Below are 20,101 nucleotides of genomic sequence, written 5' to 3'. Positions count from 1 at the left end.
TCTTGCTGCTCCACAGCATTGTCATAGAGCCTTTGCATTTGAGCATTGGGATCTTCAACATCAAGAAGAGTGCGATTGCCTGTCAGTTCAAAGATTTGCTCACCCACCAGACGATATTCAAAATAAGCATCACTCTGCAAGCTCTGCTCCTGTTAGCATAAAGGTTTTTCGACAAGCCCTTTGCTTTTCCGCATATGATATCCTTAACAGCCTGTTTAAGGGTATGTTCTAAAGCGTCTGCTAGCGCTATGCTATAGTTCAAAGCGATAACATTCAGGTCTATATTTGCCGGTATTTTTAGACCAGAAAGCAAATAAGCAGCCGCCTCGATATGTTCAACCGTAACTTTCCGTGAAAGCAGTGCTTGTAAGCGATTACAGTCTTGCAAAACTTGCGCTTTCTCCTCCAGCGTCAACGGCTTTCCATGCATAGAGGTTGGAGGATACACACTCCGGTCCACTCTCTTGGCAAGTGCTTGCAAATGAACTGATAGCCTCTGTATCTCTGCTGCATTCTGATCCATAAGAATCGCTAGTGGTGATTGCTGATTTGAGTGTACTGAAGCTTTGTGAAAGGCTGTTTATGAAATTGTTTGTTGAGAGCTTATAGCGTTCGTTTGCATATCGTTTCTCCTGTTCTAATTTCTTGGCTAGCGTTCCATTTTGGTTAATAATCCAACCACACCAAGCACTTTGCCAATCGCGATTGTTTGCATTTCGACATGGGTTGGCTTTCCAATGAAGTTTAAATCTTTCGAATTCTAATAACGCCTCATCCTGCGTTAAGCCTTTATCGATTGCGTATTGCAAATCAGGTTCAAAATCTTCTGGTACGCTTCCAAGTTCTTTTTTCCCCTTACTTCGCTTGGCTTTCTTAGGAACGCTTTCTTGCTCGTGAATGATTGATTGGTTGGTTTGCTCTGATTGGCTTTCAACATCACACTCGATTGGCTCGTCAACCAAATCGATTGTTTCTAAATCTTCAAAATCAATTTCTTTTTTTAATAAAACGTTAGTTTTATTTTTTTTATATATGTTAATGTTATTGTTAATGGCATTGCGTTCGCATTGCGCAACACTATGCGCATCGTATGCGCTCTGCATGCAATCCGCATATGCGTTTTCTTTTATATGATTATTGTCATTTTTACCTTTTGTTTTATGCCATCTAGAATGAGCTGCTTTTGTTGCTGCTTCTGATTTCTCTTTGCTATCATTTAATTCTAATTCAACATCTGGGTTCCACAACCGACCATCTTCTAAACAAATGATATGTCCAGTTTCTAATAAAAGATCTAATGCCTTCTGAATTTTTTTACTGAGCAGCCAGCCAATAAAGATAACACTTTAAAATTATTCGTAAGCGGCTCTCCTGTGCGAAGCATTTGAAAGCTCAACTTAACATAAGCCTTAACTTTAGCAAAGATATAACCAAAGTCTTCTAAAGCTTTAATGCGATAAAGAGTGTGATTATAAAATACATGTGTTTCATTTATTAAAGCAAATTCTTTTCTTTAAAAAGGTTATAGCCTTCTATCTAACAGCGTTTTTGCTGTAAAATTCAAATTATCTATCTGCTCAACTAAAGAACTTTTATTGTTTAGCTTTTGTGCTTTTTTCAAAGAGATGTGGGCTTTCAAGAATAAGCTTCTCTCGTGCTTTTTGTAACTGTTTAATGACTTCATCAATCTTTGACGGAGAACAAAAAGATTCTTGGCTATTCAACAAATGCAGCCTCTCCTTTCCCTCATATAAACATTGCATCTGAGATTGAAGAATTCTAACTTCTTGAAAAAAAAGACGTCCTGTTTCCTTAAAACCATTATTAAGTGCAAAAAGTTGATCAGAAATGGATAGCAGAATTTGTTTTAAAAAACGCTCATTTTCTTGGCGTTTACGATATTCTAAAATAAGAGCATGGCTTATCTCATCTAACTGTTTTTTTGTAGAATCAATTTGACGCAATAAATTTGGTTTTTCCCCCATATCACCTTTTCTCACCTTCACAAGCATAGCATGAATGTCTAATAACTTAATTGCGGAATGAGATAAATAATCAACAACTGTAGGCGTATTAACATAGCGTTTCCGTGCAATCATCACAAACTCACCTAATGACTGTTTTTTACATTCATCCCGCTATTTATTTTTCATTTTACAAGACCATTCTAAAGAAAGTGCTAAAAAATATTACCTCCAATACATTATTCGATGGAGCCCCTTCTCTCTTTTCACGATCAACGTGGAATCCGTGGAGAGAGAAAACGTACAGGTGTATAAAGGATAAGATGTGTTGTTTTTTCCAACACACTACTACCATCAGCAAGAAGGGCTTGACTAGGTGACAATTCTGTACCTTGCATAATTGTGGAAGCCAAAGAACCTTCTCGAGAAAGAGCCATCAACGTTGGCGAAGATGCAAAGACATTGTGTGCTCCCCCATCCACATGAGAAAAATCAAGAACAGCTATTCCATTTTTACGCAACATTTCAATATCTGAGCCATCGCCCACACGATGATGTCCACCCGTAAGACGTCCTGAAACCGCAAGAGCTTTATCCGCTCTGGATACTAAAATAGCGGTTGGCTGCGGAAGTTTTTTTATATCATTAAGTTGGCGCTCAAATACATCAACATCAATATCTGGTGCAGCCATTAATAAACTTGTAATACGACGAATAGGCTTATATTTTCCCTGTAACGCTAACGTTCTAAATGCTTCCATTATAACAAAATTGCCCATAGAATGTGCAATAACCGAAATTTGATCAGCATTGGTTTCACTAATAAGTGTTAAAAGCTCTATCAATCCGTCACGGGCAAAATTAGCACTGTCACGATCATAAATATAAAGAGGAACTGATCCGGCCGAAGGCCAAGAATAATGCACAGCGACAACATTTAAAGAATAATCGTGTGTAAATTGTGCTGTACGAAATGTACCATCTGCAAAATTATTATTATACCCATGGATAAAAAGAAAAATTTCTCTTTTTCCTTTTGGCTTTTTTGCTAAAGCAGCATTTAATTGCTGTTTAAACTGTTCTTTATTATCGTATTTTTGCAATGCTACTGCTGCAAAATACTTATCATGCGTAGGTTTATAGGCATTTATTTCAACAACTCCCTTTACATGTTGCTGAGGAATTCCTACGTCAACGCGATTATAATGAACTTTATTTGATCGCTCTGCACCATAAGGTTGAGCGTAATTATTTTGCATCATACGACTTGTTGCAACATACACTGGAACGACGGCTTTTGGAGAAACTGGTTTCCCTTCAACTTCCCTTTCTACGGCAGTCATAGAAGGTGTTGCATGCACCCCATGCCAAAGTACAGCACGTGAATCACTACACGCTGATAATAAAGAAATACAAATAAGAAGTGTTAAATATCTCAGAATCATTATACTTCTCACTGCAACTTCACCCCACCTTATAAAAATATAACATTTCAAATGCATAGATAAAGTAATAAAAAACGAAACATTATTGGCAACACACCAACAAATAACATACAAAAAAGATTTTTCTATAATGCCTATAAATCCCCTCTCTCTAACATAACTTCATCTCATTATGGAGAGACTCACTGCTAACTGGTGCGGTCGAGAAGACTCGAACTTCCACGGGTTGCCCCACAGCGACCTCAACGCTGCGCGTCTACCAATTCCGCCACGACCGCACGTGGAAAGAAAAAATCTTGGTTTTTAGCCTTTAACAAATCATAAAGAAAGGTACAAGCCAATTTTCTTTTTCTCATAATTTATTTTATCCGGATGCTTTATAACTTAATAAAGATTAAGAGAAATATGGGCTTTACTATGACCTTTGAACCATCATCATAAAATGTGCTTGTGCCGCTTGATCTTTTTCATAATAACCATGAAAGTTTTTTGTAATTGTTGTAGAGCCCTGTTTTTGGATTCCTCTCATAGCCATACACATGTGCTCAGCCTCAATCAATACTGCTACACCATGAGGCTTCAGATACGTTTTTAACGCGTGAGCCACTTGCGCTGTCATAGCTTCTTGAGTTTGTAAACGACGAGAAAAAATATCTACAACACGTACAATTTTTGAAAGACCAACAATTTTTGCATTAGGAAGATATGCTATATGTGCTTTCCCAATAATTGGGATCATGTGATGCTCACAGTGTGAATAAAAAGGTATATTCTTTACGATTACGGCTTCATTGTATCCTGAAACCTCTTCAAAAACTGTACCTAAGGTTTCTTTAACCGATTGACTATAACCATTAAAAAGCTCGCGATATGCCTTGGCTATACGTTTTGGAGTATCTAAAAGCCCTTCTCTATTTGGATTTTCCCCTATCCATAAGAGTAATGTACGAATCGCTTCTTCCACCTTTTCAATACTCGGACGCTTTTCTTCAGATAAATTTGCGTCTTCTTTAACAACATTACGCATTCAAAAACTCCAAGCTTACTCTATACAAAGCATTTGCTCCATACCTATCTCATTTTGTATAATCTCTATATAAGCGAATTAAAAGTTTAAACAATCACGACTTTCAAAATTTCAGGCAATAGCGCATGATTGATACTATCTATAATGATAAAATACTTAAATATGCTGCACATATAGGCAAAATTGGGCGTCTTAATAATCCTGATGCAACATCAAGAAAACATGCACACCTTTGTGGTTCGACAATCACTGTAGATTTAAAAGTGGAAAATAGTATTATTACCGATTTTGCTCACGAAATACATGCATGTGTGCTAGGGCAAGCTTCAGCTTCACTTTTAGCATCTCATATCATCGGACAAACAACTCAAGATCTTAAAATATTGCGTGAAGTTATCTACCAAATGCTAACGCAAAATGGTCCTTCTCCTCAAGCTCCATTTGAGGATTTTTCTTGCTTACAGCCCATTAAAGACTATAAAGTGCGCCATGCAGCAACACTACTACCCTTTGATGCAACGATAGACTGCATTCAAAAAATTGAAGAAAAATAAATGTTCAAATCACAATCTAGACAAAAAAAGTTGACTCGGAATTACACAGGCACTTGGCAAAAAACACCCGGACGATTATTGGGTATTTTCTTAATACGGTTCTATCAAATAACACTTTCGAGCCTTATAGGCAATCAATGTCGCCATGCCCCGACTTGTTCAGAATATACATATGAAGCGATTGCACGCCATGGGCTTTGGGCTGGTGCATGGATGGGACTCTTTCGTATCATGCGTTGTGGGCCCTTTGGAACAGATGGCTTTGATCCAGTCCCTCCATCGCTTGGAAATTCTTGCTGTTTTTATAAACCTTGGCGTTACTGGAAAATTTCTGACAAACACAACAAATAATCCTTTTCTTTTTTCACATGTATTGATAAAAAATTAGTCTATAAGCTTTTTACTCAATTTTCACGAAACCATCCGCAATCGTTAGCGGAATTGGATTAAAAGGGTGTTTTTATGTCTTGCTCTATTTCTCTTTTTTTTCCCGATGGTTCAAAACGTAATTACCCCGCTGAAATGACAGGCTTGGAATTAGCAGAATCTATTTCTAAATCACTTGCAAAAAAAGCAGTCGCCTATAGTCTTGATGGTATCACGCGAGACTTATCGGATCCATTGGGACAATCTGGTCAAGTAGAGATTATTACCCGAGAAGATTCACGCGCTCTTGAGCTCATAAGGCATGATTGCGCCCATGTCCTTGCTGAAGCAGTGCAAGAGCTCTTTCCTGAAACGCAAGTAACAATAGGTCCTGTCATTGAGAACGGATTCTATTATGATTTTGCACGCCAACAACCTTTCACATTAGATGATCTCACCGTCATTGAAAAGAAAATGCGTGAAATTATCCAACGCAATAAACCTTTTAGAAAAGAAATTTGGTCTCGTGAAAAAGCAAGAAAAGTTTTTTCTGAGAAAAAGGAATTTTATAAAGTTGAACTTATTGATAGCATTCCTGAAAATCAAGATTTAAAAATCTATTATCAAGGGGAGTGGTTTGATCTTTGTCGCGGACCGCACATGCAATCTACAGGGCAAATTGGGAATGCTTTCAAATTAATGAAAGTTGCAGGAGCTTATTGGCGTGGCGATGCCAATAATCCAATGCTCACGAGAATTTATGGAACAGCATTTGCAAATGAAAATGACTTAAAAGCCTACCTCCATATGCTAGAAGAAGCTGAAAAACGTGATCATCGCCGCTTGGGACGTGAAATGGACTTATTTCACTTTCAAGAAGAAGGGCCAGGAATGATTTTTTGGCACAAAAAAGGTTGGAAAATGTTCCAAAATTTGATCAGCTATATGCGTAGACGCCTTGATGATCATCAATATGCTGAAGTTAATGCACCACAAGTTCTCGATAGGTCACTCTGGGAAATATCTGGCCATTGGGGTTGGTATAAGGAGAATATGTTCAAAGTAATTTCAGCAGAAGAAGATTCAGATCATGGGAATGTTTATGCCCTTAAACCAATGAACTGCCCTGGTCATGTGCAAATTTTTAAACATGGTTTAAAATCTTATCGTGATTTGCCTATTAGACTTGCTGAATTTGGACTTGTTCATCGTTATGAGCCTTCAGGCTCTTTACATGGTCTTATGCGTGTGCGTGGTTTTACACAAGATGATGCGCATATTTTTTGTACTGATGAACAATTAGCCGATGAATGTCTCAGTATTAATGATCTTATTTTATCAACTTATGCCGATTTTGGTTTTAAAGAAATTAGTCTTAAGCTTTCAACCCGTCCAGAAAAACGAGTTGGATCTGATGCATTATGGGATCATGCAGAAAGTATCATGGAATCTGTCCTTAAAACGATTGAAACAAAATTTGCAGGACAAATCAAAACAAGCATCCTTCCAGGTGAAGGAGCATTTTATGGTCCAAAATTTGAATATACATTAAAGGATGCTATCGGTCGTGAATGGCAATGTGGAACAACACAAATAGACTTTAATCTCCCTGAACGTTTTGGTGCATTCTATATTGATAAAGATTCAGAAAAACGTCAACCTGTTATGATCCACCGTGCTATTTTTGGATCAATGGAGCGTTTTCTTGGTATATTAATTGAAAATTTTGCTGGACATATGCCACTTTGGCTTGCTCCTGAACAAATTGTTGTTGCAACAATTACATCCGAAGCAAATGAATATGCCCAAAAAATAACAGCAAAACTTAAAGCTGTTGGGCTTTCCGCAACAATAGATCTCCGCAATGAAAAAATTAACTATAAAATACGAGAACATTCTTTACAAAAAGTCCCCGTAATTTTGGTATGTGGCAAACGTGAAGCTGAAACAAACAGCGTAAATATGCGCCGCTTAGGAAGTACAAATCAAACCCTTTTATCTGTAGAAGATGTGATTAAACAACTCTCAAATGAAGCAACACCTCCAGATTTGCAACGTGTAATAAATGCATAATATCACGGAAGATGGTAATACGTTAATTTTTTACTATAAATTTTCAGTTTTTGTACAAAATGAAATAATTTGATATTGTAGTGTGTTTTTGTTTCATGCACAATGACCTGTCACCAGAAAGAATAACGTGCTCTTTCTCTACAAGGTGGATTGGTGAAAAAGTTGAATATAAGCTATGAGCTGTTTAAATGCAAAAATCATAGACAATTGAATATTAATAATAACATTAATCTTTTACCTTTATAATGAAAAAATTCTGCTATTATCATGGATAGATCATTACAATAATTATAGAAACATCAAGCAAGAAAACTGAAAACAAGATTATATTTATTAATAAAAAATATGTAAAATTAGCTGAACAATGATATTTCTTATTCGTAAGATAAGCCCTTATAAAAAGGACAAGATATTGATTTATAATGATAATATATCGTTGTTCATATTAAATAAGGTTTCGAATATCATAGGCTTCTCTTATTTTTAATATGTTTATGTTGAATCTATCAAAATCATTTGCTTGCACGAAACAAGCGGAATGAGTGTGTGGATAAAAATTATTGAGAAAGGACTTTTAAAATGCCTACAATGAACCGCCTAAAGTGCTAAGAATTGTTGCAGTTATTGAGAACAGGCTATAATTATAATGATGATGCCGACTTGAACCTTCATAAGTATAAAAATAGCGGTACTCAACGAGTTTACCATTAATCATTCACGAGGCATTATGGTAAAATAAGATTAAGAAGCCTTAAGAAACATCTCTTTAAAACAAGCACATGAATTGGTAAGCTAATGGCATTCTACATCCCGCAATCTACACTGATGAGATATTGCCTTAATTTTTATAAAGCCAAATCAAAAAAAATGGCAAAACTCAGCGTTTATTCTTTCTCTTCTTCATGTTTTACCAAATGAAAAACTCTTATAAAAAACTCGTTAAATATACACATACGATATATGACTACTCGTTGAACGTATAAAATTCTGTGCACATCCATAAAACATCTAAATATCTACGAAACACATATAAAATAAAAAAATATTATTATCGTGCTCTATCAAGAACACGCTTACATTCAATGAGTTCAAACAGAATTTCTTGTAACAATGCTTTATCAGTTTTATCTTTGTAAAGATTCACAGAACCGACAGATGTTTCTCCCTCATTCCTCATGAAACTCAAAAGCCCAAAAGAAGATTTCTTAGGCTTATTGCTAGCATTTTCAGAAGTTTGTCCTGCATGTTTCTTCTCTATGACCACATTCATAGCATCAAGATCACCATTACCCAATGCAGTCACAAAAGCAACACCATTTTCTTTCAAAAGGCGTTGCACACCTTTTATTGTATAACCCTGATCATATAGTAACTGCTTGATACCATTGAGCAAATCAACATCGACCGGACGATAATAGCGCCTTCCTCCCCCACGTTTCATTGGTTTAATCTGCCTAAAACGTGTTTCCCAAAATCTTAAGACATGCTGCGGAAGCTCCAATAACTCCGCTACTTCGCTAATTGTGCGAAAAGCATCAGAGCTTTTATCCATTTTGTAACACCTTATTTAAAACAAAATAAATTACTTCACAATGACTCATTCTGTCTCAATTTCTCAACAAGATTAGTCAAAAATAAGACCATCATTGATACCTTACTCACCAGTCTTTTTCTAAAAAATAAAGACCCTTATTTTATACATTTCTTTAACAAATACCAAACATACCATGGCATTTATTTATGAGATATCATTTTTTCTGTTTTGCACGATGCGAATCTAAAATTCTCTGTTTAAGGACATTGGCAGCCTTAAACGTCACAACACGTCGCGGCGGAATCGGTGCTTCAACACCTGTTTTTGGATTGCGTCCAACACGTTCATTTTTACTGCGAACCTGAAAAGTTGCAAAAGAAGATAATTTAACCGCTTCACCTCTTACAAGTGAGTTGCAAATCTCATCCAAAACCAATTCGACTAAAGCTGCTGATTCAGTATGTGACAAGCCCACTCTTTTACAAACTACGCTCGCTAAATCTGCACGCGTTACTGTCTTACTTGTCATTATAACCACCTATTAAAATATTAAAAATTACAAAATGACTTATACGTTTTCTTGAAATATGGTCAAGTAGCCATAATTTACCAACGAATAAGAATTGCTCCCCATGTAAATCCACCTCCCATGGCTTCTAACATGATAAGATCTCCTTCTTTTATTTTTCCATCGCAAACAGCTGTTGTTAAAGCCAACGGAACTGATGCAGCAGACGTATTACCATGTTGATCAACGGTAATCACAACTTTATCTAGTGAAATTCCCAGCTTTTTAGCAGATGCTTCAATAATGCGCTTATTAGCCTGATGAGGTACAAACCAATCTAGTTGTGAAGAATCCATACCTGCAGCTGCAAAACAATCATCAACCACATCCGTTATCATACCAACAGCATATTTAAAAACTTCTCGTCCTTCCATACGCAAATAGCCTGTCGTTTGTGTTGTTGAAGGTCCACCATCAACATATAGCTTATCTATATAAGCACCATTAGAGCGCAATTTCGCAGACAATATACCACGCTCAAAAGCAATATCACCCTCAGTTTCTAGTGCTTCCAAAATAACAGCACCAGCACCATCACCAAACAAAACACATGTCGTACGATCTTCCCAATCTAAAATTCGAGAAAATGTATCGGATCCAATAACTAAAATTCTTTTAGCCCCTCCACACCGTAAATAAGAATCTCCTGTTGTTAAAGCAAAAATAAAACCAGAGCAAACAGCTTGAATATCAAAAGCAAATCCATGGCTCATTCCCAAAGCATGCTGAATTTCAACAGCAGAAGCAGGAAAAGTACGATTCGGGGTGGACGTTGCTAAAATAATACAATCGATGTCTTTTATTGTTAAACCAGCATTTGTAAGTGCTGCTTGCGCAGCCTCAACTCCTAAAGAAACAGTTGTTTCATTTTCACTGGCAATATAACGTTGGCGTATTCCTGTACGCTGAACAATCCATGAATCTGACGTTTCAACAAACTTTGCAATCTCATCATTTGATAAACTTCTTTTCGGCAAAGCACTTCCTACACCACGTATAATTGACCGAATCATTCAGCTCTTACCTTTTCTTCAAATTTTTTATTTCTATTATAAGAGCTTATCATAAGGACTCTCCATTCATCACCGCTTCATCTTCTTGGTCAAAAAGTGTTGCTTTATTTTCATGAAATCGCCGTAAATCAGCCGTTATTTTTTGTAAAAGTCCATTATTAACCATTTTATAACCAACGCGGATAGCAGAAGCAAAGCCATTAGCATTAGCACTGCCATGACTTTTTATAACAACACCATTCAAACCTAAAAGAACTCCTCCATTCACCCTATCAGGATCCATTTTATGTTTCAGTATACGAAAAGCACCCCGTGATAAAAAATAACCAAGAGATGTTAAAAAAGAACTGCGCATTGCAGAGTTTAAAATCTCTCCTATCTGTCGCGCGGTTCCTTCTGCGGTTTTTAAAGCAATATTACCAGAAAACCCCTCTGTCACAACAACATCGACTGTTCCTTTTCCAATGTCATTGCCCTCAACAAATCCTTTATATTCCAATCCTTCTAATTGCACTTCACGCAATATCATTCCTGCTTTTTTTATTTCATAAAGTCCTTTAACCTCTTCCACCCCCACATTTAAAAGCCCAACACTTGGTCTTTCAGTGTGATATAAAGCGCGAAACATACCTGCTCCCATAACCGCCAAATCAACCAACTGACTAGCAGAGGCACCAATTGTTGCTCCAATATCTAAAACAATACTCTCACTGCGCAGTGTTGGCCAGATACCCGCAATACCAGGACGTTCAGCCTCTGCAAGCATTTTCAAACAAAAATAAGACATGGCCATGAGTGCACCCGTATTACCAGCAGAAATGCAAGCATCAGCTTCACCATTTTTTACCGCTTCAATGGCGTACCACATTGATGATTTACCACGTCCATTACGAAGTGCTTGGCTTGGCTTTTCATCCATGCGTGTATAACTTTCTGTAGGGCAAAAGCGCGATACAGAATCCAAACAGGGATATTTTTTTAAAACCGGACGAACAGCCTCCTCTACTCCATAAAATAGAAAATAAATATTTGATAAATATTTTTGTACAATTGCTGCTCCTGCAATAGCTGCTTCTGGACCGTAATCACCGCCCATGACATCCACAGAAATTCTAATCACGCTTGCATATCCCACATCTTTTCATTTACATCTTTAAATACATATTATGATTTTTGGCTCCTGAATACTCACACAGCACATCTTGCGAAAATCGCTCCGCAGAAAATACCGTTTAGCATACAATAGATATTTTTTGTATGTTTCTACAATCACTTCCAATTTTTCAAAACAGAAAATGGAGAGAATTTTCGCTCTGCTTCTTCTAAATTTTCACCCATATTCATCTTTATCCCTTCTTTACGTGGATAATGATTAATAGACAACTCAAAAAACTCTTCCATGATTGCGCCAATATCAATTTTATCATCATAAAACACTTCAGGAGTATCAAGCCCCCCCACATCTAAAAACAATTCCCCTGTATCCTCTGATATTTGGGGCTTCATCAAATTTGAATCTTCAGGAACAAAAACAACCTCAATATTTTCACAAAGGATATTTTCTAATGGTTCCAATGTAACAACACATAACTGTAGTATACGCGCTTGCAACAGACCTTTTATACGCACTCCGCGTTTTTTCCACGGGAAAATATGGAATTTTCCCTCACAAGATTTTACTTCAATTAAATCATGGTTCTGGGCTAAATGTGTACATTCTTTTTTGTTTGCACAAAAATGAACCCTTATACCTTTAGCAGGTAGAGAACGTACAGATATTGGATAAGCCAAAGCAAATGTCATTTGAGGAACATTTTGAACATTCATTGACAACTCCCAAACATAAAAACGCGTAAAGCACTATGTTTTTATTTATCTCAAGTATTTATGCATTTTTTTCTTTTCTAAAGAAATTCTATATGGCATAATTTGCTTTATAACAGGGAAACTCAGTGTAAGCTACGGTAGATTAAGTTAAAATTAGAAAAAACTTGAGGTTGCCTTCTTGTCCTACATCTCAGTATAAAAAGGAGATACCATTGTTTCAAATGCCTCACATAATAGCCTTAATCAAACGTAAATTATTGATTGGTCTATCAATAGCAAGCATAGGAATGCTTGCTGGGTGTAGCCTTCTTGATTCTTCAGGTTCGAGCCAAATTTATAGAGAGGGCTATGTTCTTGATAAAAATGCTCTAAGTTCTATCTCTATTGGCTCAAGTCAAGAGCAAGTTCTTTTAACTTTAGGGACCCCTTCATTAAAAACAAAATATGATAATGAAGTTTTTTATTACATCTCACAGACACGTTATCGTGGGATGCAGTTTATGAAAACAAAGATTATTGATCGCAAAGTTTTAGCCATTTACTTCAATAAAAATAATCAGGTTGCAAAAGTTGCAAATTACGGATTACAAGACGGTCAAGTATTTGATTTTATTACACAAACAACGCCAACTGTAACGAAAGAACATCCTTTCTTAATTCAAATTATAAAAGGCCCTGCGAATTTGCCACCCCATAACTAAATTATATAGTCTGCATACCGTTTCAATATTATAGGTCTGATAATATCAGATCTATAATAGGGATTTGTAGCTCTTAGAGGCGGACTTTTTTTGCCATACTGTCGAGAACTGCATTAACAAGTTTTGGCTCATCACCTTCAAAAAACGCCTTTGCTATGTCAACATATTCATTCATGACAACTGCAACGGGAACATCTTTACGGTTGATCAACTCCCATAAACCTGCTCGTAAAATTGCTCGCAATATAGAATCAAGACGTGAAAGAGACCACTCTGCAGAAAGCTGTTGATGAAGCAGCGGATCAAGCTGCTTTTGATCTTTTACAACACCCGTTATAATAGCCAAAAACCACTGAAAATCAGCTTCAAGATATTGATCTCCATCAATATCTTTTCCCAAACGATAAGCCTCATACTCAGCTGCCGTTTCCATCACCCCCGAACCCACGATATCCATTTGATAGAGTGCTTGAACTGCAGCGAGTCTTGCTGCTCCACGTTTATTGGCTGAACGCGGAAAATGTCTGCTTTTTATATCAGCCATATTTAACGATTATCTCCAAATCTCTTTTTTAGAGCGATCATACATAAAGCAGCTTCAGCCGCAAAACCACCTTTATTTTTATCATCTAGTTTTGCACGCACCCATGCTTGTTCTTCATTTTCAACAGTCAAAATACCATTTCCAATAGCCAAGTGCTGATGAACAGTTAAATCCATCAATGCACGACAAGAATCATTAGCAACAATTTCAAAGTGATATGTTTCACCCCGAATAACACAACCAAGAGCAACATAACCATCATACGATATCTTGTTTTGTTCAGCAAAAGCTATTGCACTTGGTATTTCTAATGCTCCAGGAACCGTTACAACATCATAACTTGCTTCAGCTTTTTGCAAAGTATTCACTGCACCTCTCAAAAGTGCATCAGAAATCCCCTCATAAAAACGTGCCTCAACAATCAATACGTGAGGCTTTTTACCTATCTCTTTCATCATAATGGAATTCCACAAAAAACGAATCAAAAAAATCAAAGTTATAAAGCATAAAATTCTGAAAACGATCAATAGAGTGTTGGCTTATTCATCTTCTCTTTTTAAAGTAAAAAGTTTTGCAGCATAACGAGCAAGTTGATCAATTTCCAAATTGACCCGATCTCCAATTTTAGCTTGTCCCCACGTTGTCATTTCAAGTGTATGGCGAATAATAAGAACATCAAAAACACAATCCTCAACACCATTAACAGTCAAAGATGTCCCATTAAGTGCAATAGATCCCTTATTAACAATGAAAGGCATAAATTGTCTTGAAACTTTTAAATAAAAGCGAATTGCATCCCCTTCATTTTTTTGATCAATGATTTCAGCCAAACCATCAATATGACCAGAAACTAAATGTCCTCCCATTTCATCACCCAATCGAAGCGAACGTTCCAAATTAACAAAAGTTCCTTTTATCCATTGTGCAAGATTCGTTAAACGTAATGTTTCTTCCCACGCCTCGACAACAAACCAATTGGAATCTTCTTGCTTTAATCCTCGCTCTACAATTGTCAGACAAATTCCTGAACAAGCAATTGACGCCCCAATTGCTAAGCTTTCTATAGCATAGCGGGTAGAAATCTTTAAACGCATCCCCTGCTTTAAAGGTTGAACATCTTCAACACAACCAATATCCGTTATAATTCCTGTGAACATAATGTCTTACGTCTCCACTTATAAAAACGGTCATTTCCAAACATTCTTGTCTCAATCTCATGAAACTGCGAGAGATAATTTCCAAAATGAGGGGCTTCAATACGATTTTTGCCTAAAACAATGGGGGTATGAAAACATATCAAATGATCAACACAACCAGCATTCAAAAATTTTTCCCCTGTCTTGACACCCCCTTCCAATAAAACACTATTAATCCCATGTTTATAAAGCATCTGTAAAAGAGCAAAGGGTTCTACACAACCATTGTTCATCTCGACCGAATAAACAGACACACCATATTGCTCCAATGCATTTTTTTTGCTTTTCTTTGAAATATCCACATCACAAATAACCCATGTAGGAATTTTTATGGCTGTTTGGACAACTTTTGCATCAAGGGGGATAGATAAATCTGCATCCAAAATAATACGAATTGGTGAGCGCATCTCCATCCCTGGCAAGCGGCAATTGAGTTGTGGATCATCTGCTAATATAGTACCAATACCAACGAGGATAGCATTATTTTGAGCACGTAGAATATGCGTATGGGCATGAGAAAGTGTTCCACTAATTTTTACGCTGCCCTTCTCTCTTTTTCCAACACCATTATCGGCAGAAATTGCCATTTTAAAAGTGACCGCACAGCGTTGTATCTTCCTTATGCACCAATGCGTCCATAAGGATTCAAAAGCCTCTTCAGCTAAAATGCCCTCAACCACTTCAATACCCGCCGCTCGCAAAAGAGCAATACCATGACCATCAACACGCTTGTCACAATCAGTCAGCGCAATAACAACTCGAGAAACACCTGAATCAATAAGCGCATTCACACACGGCGAAGTTTTTCCATAATGCGCACAAGGTTCTAAAGTAACATAAGCAGTCGCTCCTTGAGCCAAAGAACCTGCCATGTGTAAAGCTTGCACTTCCGCATGAGGACTCCCATGAATAGCTGTTACGCCATAGCCAACAATAAAAGCCCCCACAGCACCATTATCGTTTCGCACAATTAACGTACCAACGGAAGGATTCTCACCTGTAAGACCGACATGACGTTCTGCTAAACGAATAGCTGCAGCCATAAACCGTTCATCTTGCACTTTTTTATTCATCAAAACGAGATTCTGTATCCGCGATACCCTTTGACAATTCATCTATAACATCGTGAAAATCGCTTGCATTACGAAAATCTCGATACACAGAAGCAAAACGAATATAAGCAATATCATCAATTCTTTTCAATGCTTCCATCACAAGATGCCCAATTTTTTCTGAAGAAATCTCTGGTTCTCCCAAACTTTCAAGCTGGCGTACAATGCCAGAAATTGCTCGTTCAATATGATCAGGATCAATATTGCGCTTACGTACAGCCACATCAACTGATCGCATTAACTTATCACGATCGAAGGGTTCACATCGTCCACTTTTTTTAGCAACCAAGAGCTCACGCAACTGAACACGTTCAAAAGTTGTAAAACGACCACCACAAACGGAACACACACGGCGGCGGCGAATCACTGCCCCCTCTTCTGCTGGACGAGAGTCTTTGACCTGTGTATCCTCATATTGGCAGTAAGGACAGCGCATCCTTTGTATCCTTAACGAGTGCTAAGATAAGAGTAAAGAGGAAATTGATTCGTTATATCTTTTACCTTTTTCTCAACAGCCATTTCAACGGCATGATTATCTTCATCACTTTTTGCACTCCGAAGACCATCAAGAACTTCTGAAATCAGATGACCAACTTGAATAAACTCTTTTTCTAAAAAACCACGCGTCGTGGCAGCAGGTGATCCCAAACGAATTCCCGATGTTATAGATGGCGTTTCAGAATCAAAAGGAATGCCATTTTTATTGCAGGTAATATGAGCGCGTCCCAAAGCCAATTCAGCACGTTTACCTGTTAGATTTTTAGAACGTAAATCAACCAACAACAAATGATTATCTGTACCACCAGAAACAATATTAAAACCATTACCCTGTAATGTTTTTGCTAAAGTTTTCGCATTAGCGACAACATTGGCACTGTAACTCTTGAAAGAGGGACGCAAAGCCTCCTCAAACGCAACAGCCTTTGCGGCAATCACATGCATTAAAGGACCACCTTGAAGACCAGGAAAAATTGCAGAATTAATTTTTCTGGATAAAGCCTCATCATTTGTCAATATTAAACCACCCCGAGGACCTCGAAGCGATTTATGTGTTGTTGTTGTTACAATATGCGCATGTGGAACAGGTGAAGGATGCACGCCACCAGCAACAAGACCAGCAATATGAGACATATCAACGAGTAAATGAGCACCGATTTCATCTGCAATTTCACGGAATCTTTCCCAATCCCATAGCCGTGGATAAGATGAGCCCCCTGCTATAATAAGTTTTGGCTTACGTTCTTTTGCAAGCTGCTCAACCTCATCCATATCAATAATCTGATCTTCTTGACGCACACCATAGGAAACAACATCAAACCATTTTCCTGACATATTAACAGGTGAACCATGCGTAAGGTGACCTCCAGCATTTAAATCCAACCCCATAAATGTGTCACCAGGCTGAAGTAAAGCTAAAAAGACAGCTTGATTCATTTGGCTACCAGAATTAGGCTGTACATTCGCAAACGCAGCACCGAAAAGCAGTTTTGCCCTTTCAATAGCTAAATCTTCAACGACATCAACAAATTGACACCCACCATAGTAGCGCTTTCTTGGATAACCTTCTGCATACTTATTGGTTAAAACAGACCCCTGCGCTTCAAGGACCGCTCTTGAAACAATATTCTCTGAAGCAATAAGCTCAATTTCATGTTGTTGACGCTCAAACTCCCCTCTAATTGCGTCAAAAATTGCACCATCAACAGTTTGTAAATTATCATTAAAAAAGCGCTTTTGTGCGTCATTTTCTTGCTGAGTCATAAAACACATTCCTAACATAAAAAAATAAAGTCAAGGAACGATAACACAGCAAACCATGCAAACCAAACATTTTAAACTACTTACACTCAAAAATAATGAGGCAAATATTTATCTTATTCTTTGTTATAAAAACAGCGAAAAACTTTCCTCTCGAGAATAGTAAAAAATGAGATTACATTTCTTTTTTTACACTCTTATTTGTTTACACCTTTTACAAAAAATATCTATAATCTAAAGAAATTCAATAATTTAATGATTAAAAATAATTTATAATGTGAAAAGCTGAATATAATAGGCAAAGTTAATACGAAGGCAAATAAAAATGCTAACCAAAGTTTTTATTGATGGTGAACATGGCACAACCGGACTACAAATACAAAAACGCTTAGAAAGGCGTACAGATTTAAAACTACTCTCTCTTGCTCATAAAGATCGCCATAATGTTCATCTGCGACAAGACTATCTTAATCAAGCCGATATTGCTATTTTGTGTCTTCCAGATGATGCTGCACGCGAAACGGTTCATTGGCTTCAAAAAAATAAAAACATTAGGATTATTGATAGCTCGACAGCCCACCGTGTTGCACCAGACTGGGTTTACGGTTTTCCTGAAATGACAGCAGGACAAAGAAAGCGCATCCAAGCAGCACATTATATAACCAATCCCGGATGCTATCCTACCGGTGCCATTAGTTTGATTCGCCCACTCCGTGAAGCAGGACTGCTAGACGCCGATTATCCCATCTCGATTAATGCAATCTCCGGCTATACCGGTGGTGGAAAACAGTTGATTTTACAAATGGAAAATCAATCTCAACAAAATATTCAGGACAATTATTTTATCTATGGTCTTAATCTTGAACACAAACATGTGCCAGAAATTAAAATCTATGGACAAATCAATCAACCCCCAGTTTTTATACCAAGTGTGGGTCGTTTTCCCCAAGGAATGATTGTGAATCTTCCTCTGCATCGCCATTTATTCACAAAATCAGCAAACTGTTCTGATTTGCGCGAAATTCTCGCAAACCATTACGATGGACAAAATACCATTTTAGTTGCATCACAAGAAGAAACTGCTTCACTTCAAAGACTTAATCCAGAGTGTTTAGCCAATAAAGATGGTATGAAACTGTTCGTATTTGGAAATGATCGTGAAGGTATTTTTAATCTCAGCGCCATATTCGATAATTTAGGAAAAGGCGCATCAGCTGCAGCTATCCAAAACCTCGATTTAATGCTTTCAAGCGACTAAACCTCCCTACCCACAAACTTTTATTCAACAACGCGATAAGCCCCTTTTGTTGCTCGCCAATGTGCAACAACAAAACACAACACGACTAATGCCATACTTTGATGAATGAGCCCCAAACTTATCGGAACCTCATGTAACAGTGTTAAGATACCCAAGACTGCTTGGATAATAATCATAACACAGATAAGAAATGCACGACGAGAATGAGTTGAATGTGGAGCATTTTTTTGTACATAGAAAGCATGAATAACCGAGGCAATCAATAAAAAATAAGCAAAAAACCGATGAATAAATTGAACCATTAAGGAATTTTCGAATAAATTGAGCCAAACAGGACGATGCTGCAACAATCCATCAGGAATAATCTGCCCATCCATAAGGGGCCATGTATTATAGACTTTTCCAGCATGAAGCCCTGCAACCAAAGCTCCGAAATAAATCTCTATCAAGACGAGAATAACAAGCCATGCCGCAAAATATTGCACCTTTTTATTTGCTGGTTTTTCTGAATATTCTGCAAGCCCTCGAGATAAATAAGTAACAAAAACAATAACAAAACATGCTGTTATAAGATGAAATGCCAAACGATATTGGCTCACACTTGTTAAATTACTTTGCCCAATCCCTGAAGCAACCATCCACCAACCAATAAAGCCTTGAAAGGCGATAAGAATAGGTACAACAATAAGCGGGAGTAAGATATTTTTTTCAAAACGCTTAGTCGCCCAAAACCAAATGAGCCCCAATAAAGCGACAAGACCAACAAGACGCCCAAGAACACGATGCGCCCATTCCCACCAAAAAATGACCTTAAAAGCACTTAAGGTCATATCAGGATTAAGCAGCTTATATTGTGCTATTTGTTGATATTTTAAAAATTCCTCTTGCCATTGATCCTCACCAATCGGTGGAATAACGCCGTGTATTGGCTTCCATTCCGTTATAGATAATCCTGATCCCGTCAAACGAGTAGCGCCACCTACTAAGACAATTGCCAAACAAAGCAATAAAATAGAGTAAAGCCACACCTGTATATGTTTTCTATTTTCCTTTTGCACAGGCGTTAAAATGCTATTGTTTAATCTCTTTACTGCCATCTCTGATTGCCCCACGCTTCTCTCCAACTAAAATGCATTTTAAAATTTAAACATTAACTCTTTG

At 37.3% G+C, this 20,101-nt stretch carries 22 protein-coding genes and 1 tRNA gene; 5 read left to right on the top strand and 18 right to left on the bottom strand.

Going from position 1 to position 20,101, the window contains the following annotated elements:
• Window positions 1–82 precede the first annotated feature (82 nt).
• From ACFINX_RS04650 to folE, 6 genes are all read right to left on the bottom strand, one after another.
• Entirely contained in the window at window positions 83–388 is a 306-nt protein-coding gene (locus ACFINX_RS04650; protein ID WP_375668389.1) for a hypothetical protein, read from the bottom strand.
• Window positions 375–1,247, bottom strand: a complete 873-nt coding sequence (locus ACFINX_RS04645) for a hypothetical protein (protein ID WP_375668387.1) — start codon at window positions 1,245–1,247, stop codon at window positions 375–377. The genes ACFINX_RS04650 and ACFINX_RS04645 overlap by 14 nt, the downstream gene beginning before the upstream one ends.
• Before the next feature lie 345 nt (window positions 1,248–1,592).
• Window positions 1,593–2,099 carry a hypothetical protein gene (locus ACFINX_RS04640; protein WP_015856440.1) on the bottom strand — a complete coding sequence of 169 codons (507 nt, stop codon included), beginning with the start codon at window positions 2,097–2,099 and terminating at the stop codon, window positions 1,593–1,595.
• A 137-nt stretch (window positions 2,100–2,236) separates the two neighbouring features.
• Entirely contained in the window at window positions 2,237–3,409 is a 1,173-nt protein-coding gene (locus ACFINX_RS04635; RefSeq protein WP_375611580.1) for an alpha/beta hydrolase, read from the bottom strand.
• 193 nt (window positions 3,410–3,602) lie between these two features.
• Window positions 3,603–3,687 (bottom strand) — tRNA-Leu (locus ACFINX_RS04630).
• A 137-nt stretch (window positions 3,688–3,824) separates the two neighbouring features.
• On the bottom strand, window positions 3,825–4,436 hold the full coding sequence (folE, locus tag ACFINX_RS04625; RefSeq protein ID WP_375611579.1) for a GTP cyclohydrolase I FolE: 612 nt from the start codon (window positions 4,434–4,436) through the stop codon (window positions 3,825–3,827).
• A gap of 125 nt (window positions 4,437–4,561) precedes the next feature.
• Between folE and ACFINX_RS04620 the strand changes: the two genes are divergently transcribed.
• The 3 genes from ACFINX_RS04620 (at window position 4,562) to thrS (ending at window position 7,429) form a co-directional block, all read left to right on the top strand.
• Window positions 4,562–4,990, top strand: coding sequence for an iron-sulfur cluster assembly scaffold protein (locus tag ACFINX_RS04620; protein ID WP_375611578.1), 429 nt, complete (start codon window positions 4,562–4,564; stop codon window positions 4,988–4,990).
• Complete coding sequence (gene yidD / locus ACFINX_RS04615) at window positions 4,991–5,341, top strand: membrane protein insertion efficiency factor YidD (RefSeq protein ID WP_375607118.1); 351 nt, start codon at window positions 4,991–4,993, stop codon at window positions 5,339–5,341.
• Between the two features lie 111 nt (window positions 5,342–5,452).
• Window positions 5,453–7,429, top strand: a complete 1,977-nt coding sequence (gene thrS, locus ACFINX_RS04610) for a threonine--tRNA ligase (protein WP_375611577.1) — start codon at window positions 5,453–5,455, stop codon at window positions 7,427–7,429.
• Between the two features lie 1,048 nt (window positions 7,430–8,477).
• Here the strand turns inward: thrS and ACFINX_RS04605 are convergent.
• The 5 genes from ACFINX_RS04605 to ACFINX_RS04585 form a co-directional block, all read right to left on the bottom strand.
• Window positions 8,478–8,981 (bottom strand): MerR family transcriptional regulator, encoded by a 504-nt coding sequence (locus ACFINX_RS04605; RefSeq protein WP_375607116.1) that lies wholly within the window; start codon window positions 8,979–8,981, stop codon window positions 8,478–8,480.
• A 196-nt stretch (window positions 8,982–9,177) separates the two neighbouring features.
• Entirely contained in the window at window positions 9,178–9,492 is a 315-nt protein-coding gene (locus ACFINX_RS04600; RefSeq protein ID WP_273791377.1) for an integration host factor subunit alpha, read from the bottom strand.
• A gap of 77 nt (window positions 9,493–9,569) precedes the next feature.
• The gene (locus ACFINX_RS04595) at window positions 9,570–10,544 is read right to left on the bottom strand and encodes a beta-ketoacyl-ACP synthase III (protein ID WP_375629381.1); all 975 of its coding nucleotides are present in this window, start codon (window positions 10,542–10,544) and stop codon (window positions 9,570–9,572) included.
• Window positions 10,545–10,593: 49 nt separating this feature from the next.
• Window positions 10,594–11,664 carry a phosphate acyltransferase PlsX gene (plsX, locus tag ACFINX_RS04590; RefSeq protein WP_375613059.1) on the bottom strand — a complete coding sequence of 357 codons (1,071 nt, stop codon included), beginning with the start codon at window positions 11,662–11,664 and terminating at the stop codon, window positions 10,594–10,596.
• A gap of 149 nt (window positions 11,665–11,813) precedes the next feature.
• On the bottom strand, window positions 11,814–12,371 hold the full coding sequence (locus ACFINX_RS04585; protein WP_375613060.1) for a DUF177 domain-containing protein: 558 nt from the start codon (window positions 12,369–12,371) through the stop codon (window positions 11,814–11,816).
• Between the two features lie 221 nt (window positions 12,372–12,592).
• Here ACFINX_RS04585 and ACFINX_RS04580 point away from each other — a divergent pair, with 221 nt between their 5' ends.
• Complete coding sequence (locus ACFINX_RS04580) at window positions 12,593–13,072, top strand: outer membrane protein assembly factor BamE (RefSeq protein WP_375607172.1); 480 nt, start codon at window positions 12,593–12,595, stop codon at window positions 13,070–13,072.
• Between the two features lie 73 nt (window positions 13,073–13,145).
• On the opposite strand, the gene nusB is transcribed toward ACFINX_RS04580, so the two are convergent.
• The 6 genes from nusB to glyA all read right to left on the bottom strand — a co-directional run bounded on the left by nusB (window position 13,146) and on the right by glyA (window position 17,685).
• Entirely contained in the window at window positions 13,146–13,616 is a 471-nt protein-coding gene (nusB, locus tag ACFINX_RS04575) for a transcription antitermination factor NusB (RefSeq protein WP_015856452.1), read from the bottom strand.
• A 2-nt stretch (window positions 13,617–13,618) separates the two neighbouring features.
• A complete protein-coding gene (locus ACFINX_RS04570; RefSeq protein ID WP_375611572.1) occupies window positions 13,619–14,074 on the bottom strand; it encodes a 6,7-dimethyl-8-ribityllumazine synthase in 456 nt (151 codons plus the stop codon).
• An 81-nt stretch (window positions 14,075–14,155) separates the two neighbouring features.
• Entirely contained in the window at window positions 14,156–14,773 is a 618-nt protein-coding gene (locus tag ACFINX_RS04565) for a riboflavin synthase (protein ID WP_375611571.1), read from the bottom strand.
• On the bottom strand, window positions 14,755–15,885 hold the full coding sequence (gene ribD, locus ACFINX_RS04560) for a bifunctional diaminohydroxyphosphoribosylaminopyrimidine deaminase/5-amino-6-(5-phosphoribosylamino)uracil reductase RibD (protein WP_375611590.1): 1,131 nt from the start codon (window positions 15,883–15,885) through the stop codon (window positions 14,755–14,757). Before ribD ends, ACFINX_RS04565 begins: the two co-directional genes overlap by 19 nt.
• Window positions 15,878–16,360, bottom strand: a complete 483-nt coding sequence (gene nrdR / locus ACFINX_RS04555) for a transcriptional regulator NrdR (protein WP_375611570.1) — start codon at window positions 16,358–16,360, stop codon at window positions 15,878–15,880. The genes ribD and nrdR overlap by 8 nt, the downstream gene beginning before the upstream one ends.
• Window positions 16,361–16,371: 11 nt before the next feature.
• On the bottom strand, window positions 16,372–17,685 hold the full coding sequence (gene glyA / locus ACFINX_RS04550) for a serine hydroxymethyltransferase (protein ID WP_375629389.1): 1,314 nt from the start codon (window positions 17,683–17,685) through the stop codon (window positions 16,372–16,374).
• 322 nt (window positions 17,686–18,007) lie between these two features.
• Here glyA and argC point away from each other — a divergent pair, with 322 nt between their 5' ends.
• Window positions 18,008–18,940 (top strand): N-acetyl-gamma-glutamyl-phosphate reductase, encoded by a 933-nt coding sequence (gene argC / locus ACFINX_RS04545; RefSeq protein WP_375613064.1) that lies wholly within the window; start codon window positions 18,008–18,010, stop codon window positions 18,938–18,940.
• Between the two features lie 20 nt (window positions 18,941–18,960).
• Here argC and ACFINX_RS04540 read toward each other — a convergent pair whose 3' ends face one another.
• On the bottom strand, window positions 18,961–20,037 hold the full coding sequence (locus ACFINX_RS04540; protein ID WP_375668386.1) for a COX15/CtaA family protein: 1,077 nt from the start codon (window positions 20,035–20,037) through the stop codon (window positions 18,961–18,963).
• Window positions 20,038–20,101 lie beyond the last annotated feature (64 nt).

Source organism: Bartonella sp. AP36NXGY (assembly GCF_042195865.1).
Taxonomy (GTDB): domain Bacteria; phylum Pseudomonadota; class Alphaproteobacteria; order Rhizobiales; family Rhizobiaceae; genus Bartonella.
The sequence above is the reverse complement of the archived record's forward strand: the minus strand, read 5'-3'. Positions and strand labels throughout refer to the sequence as shown.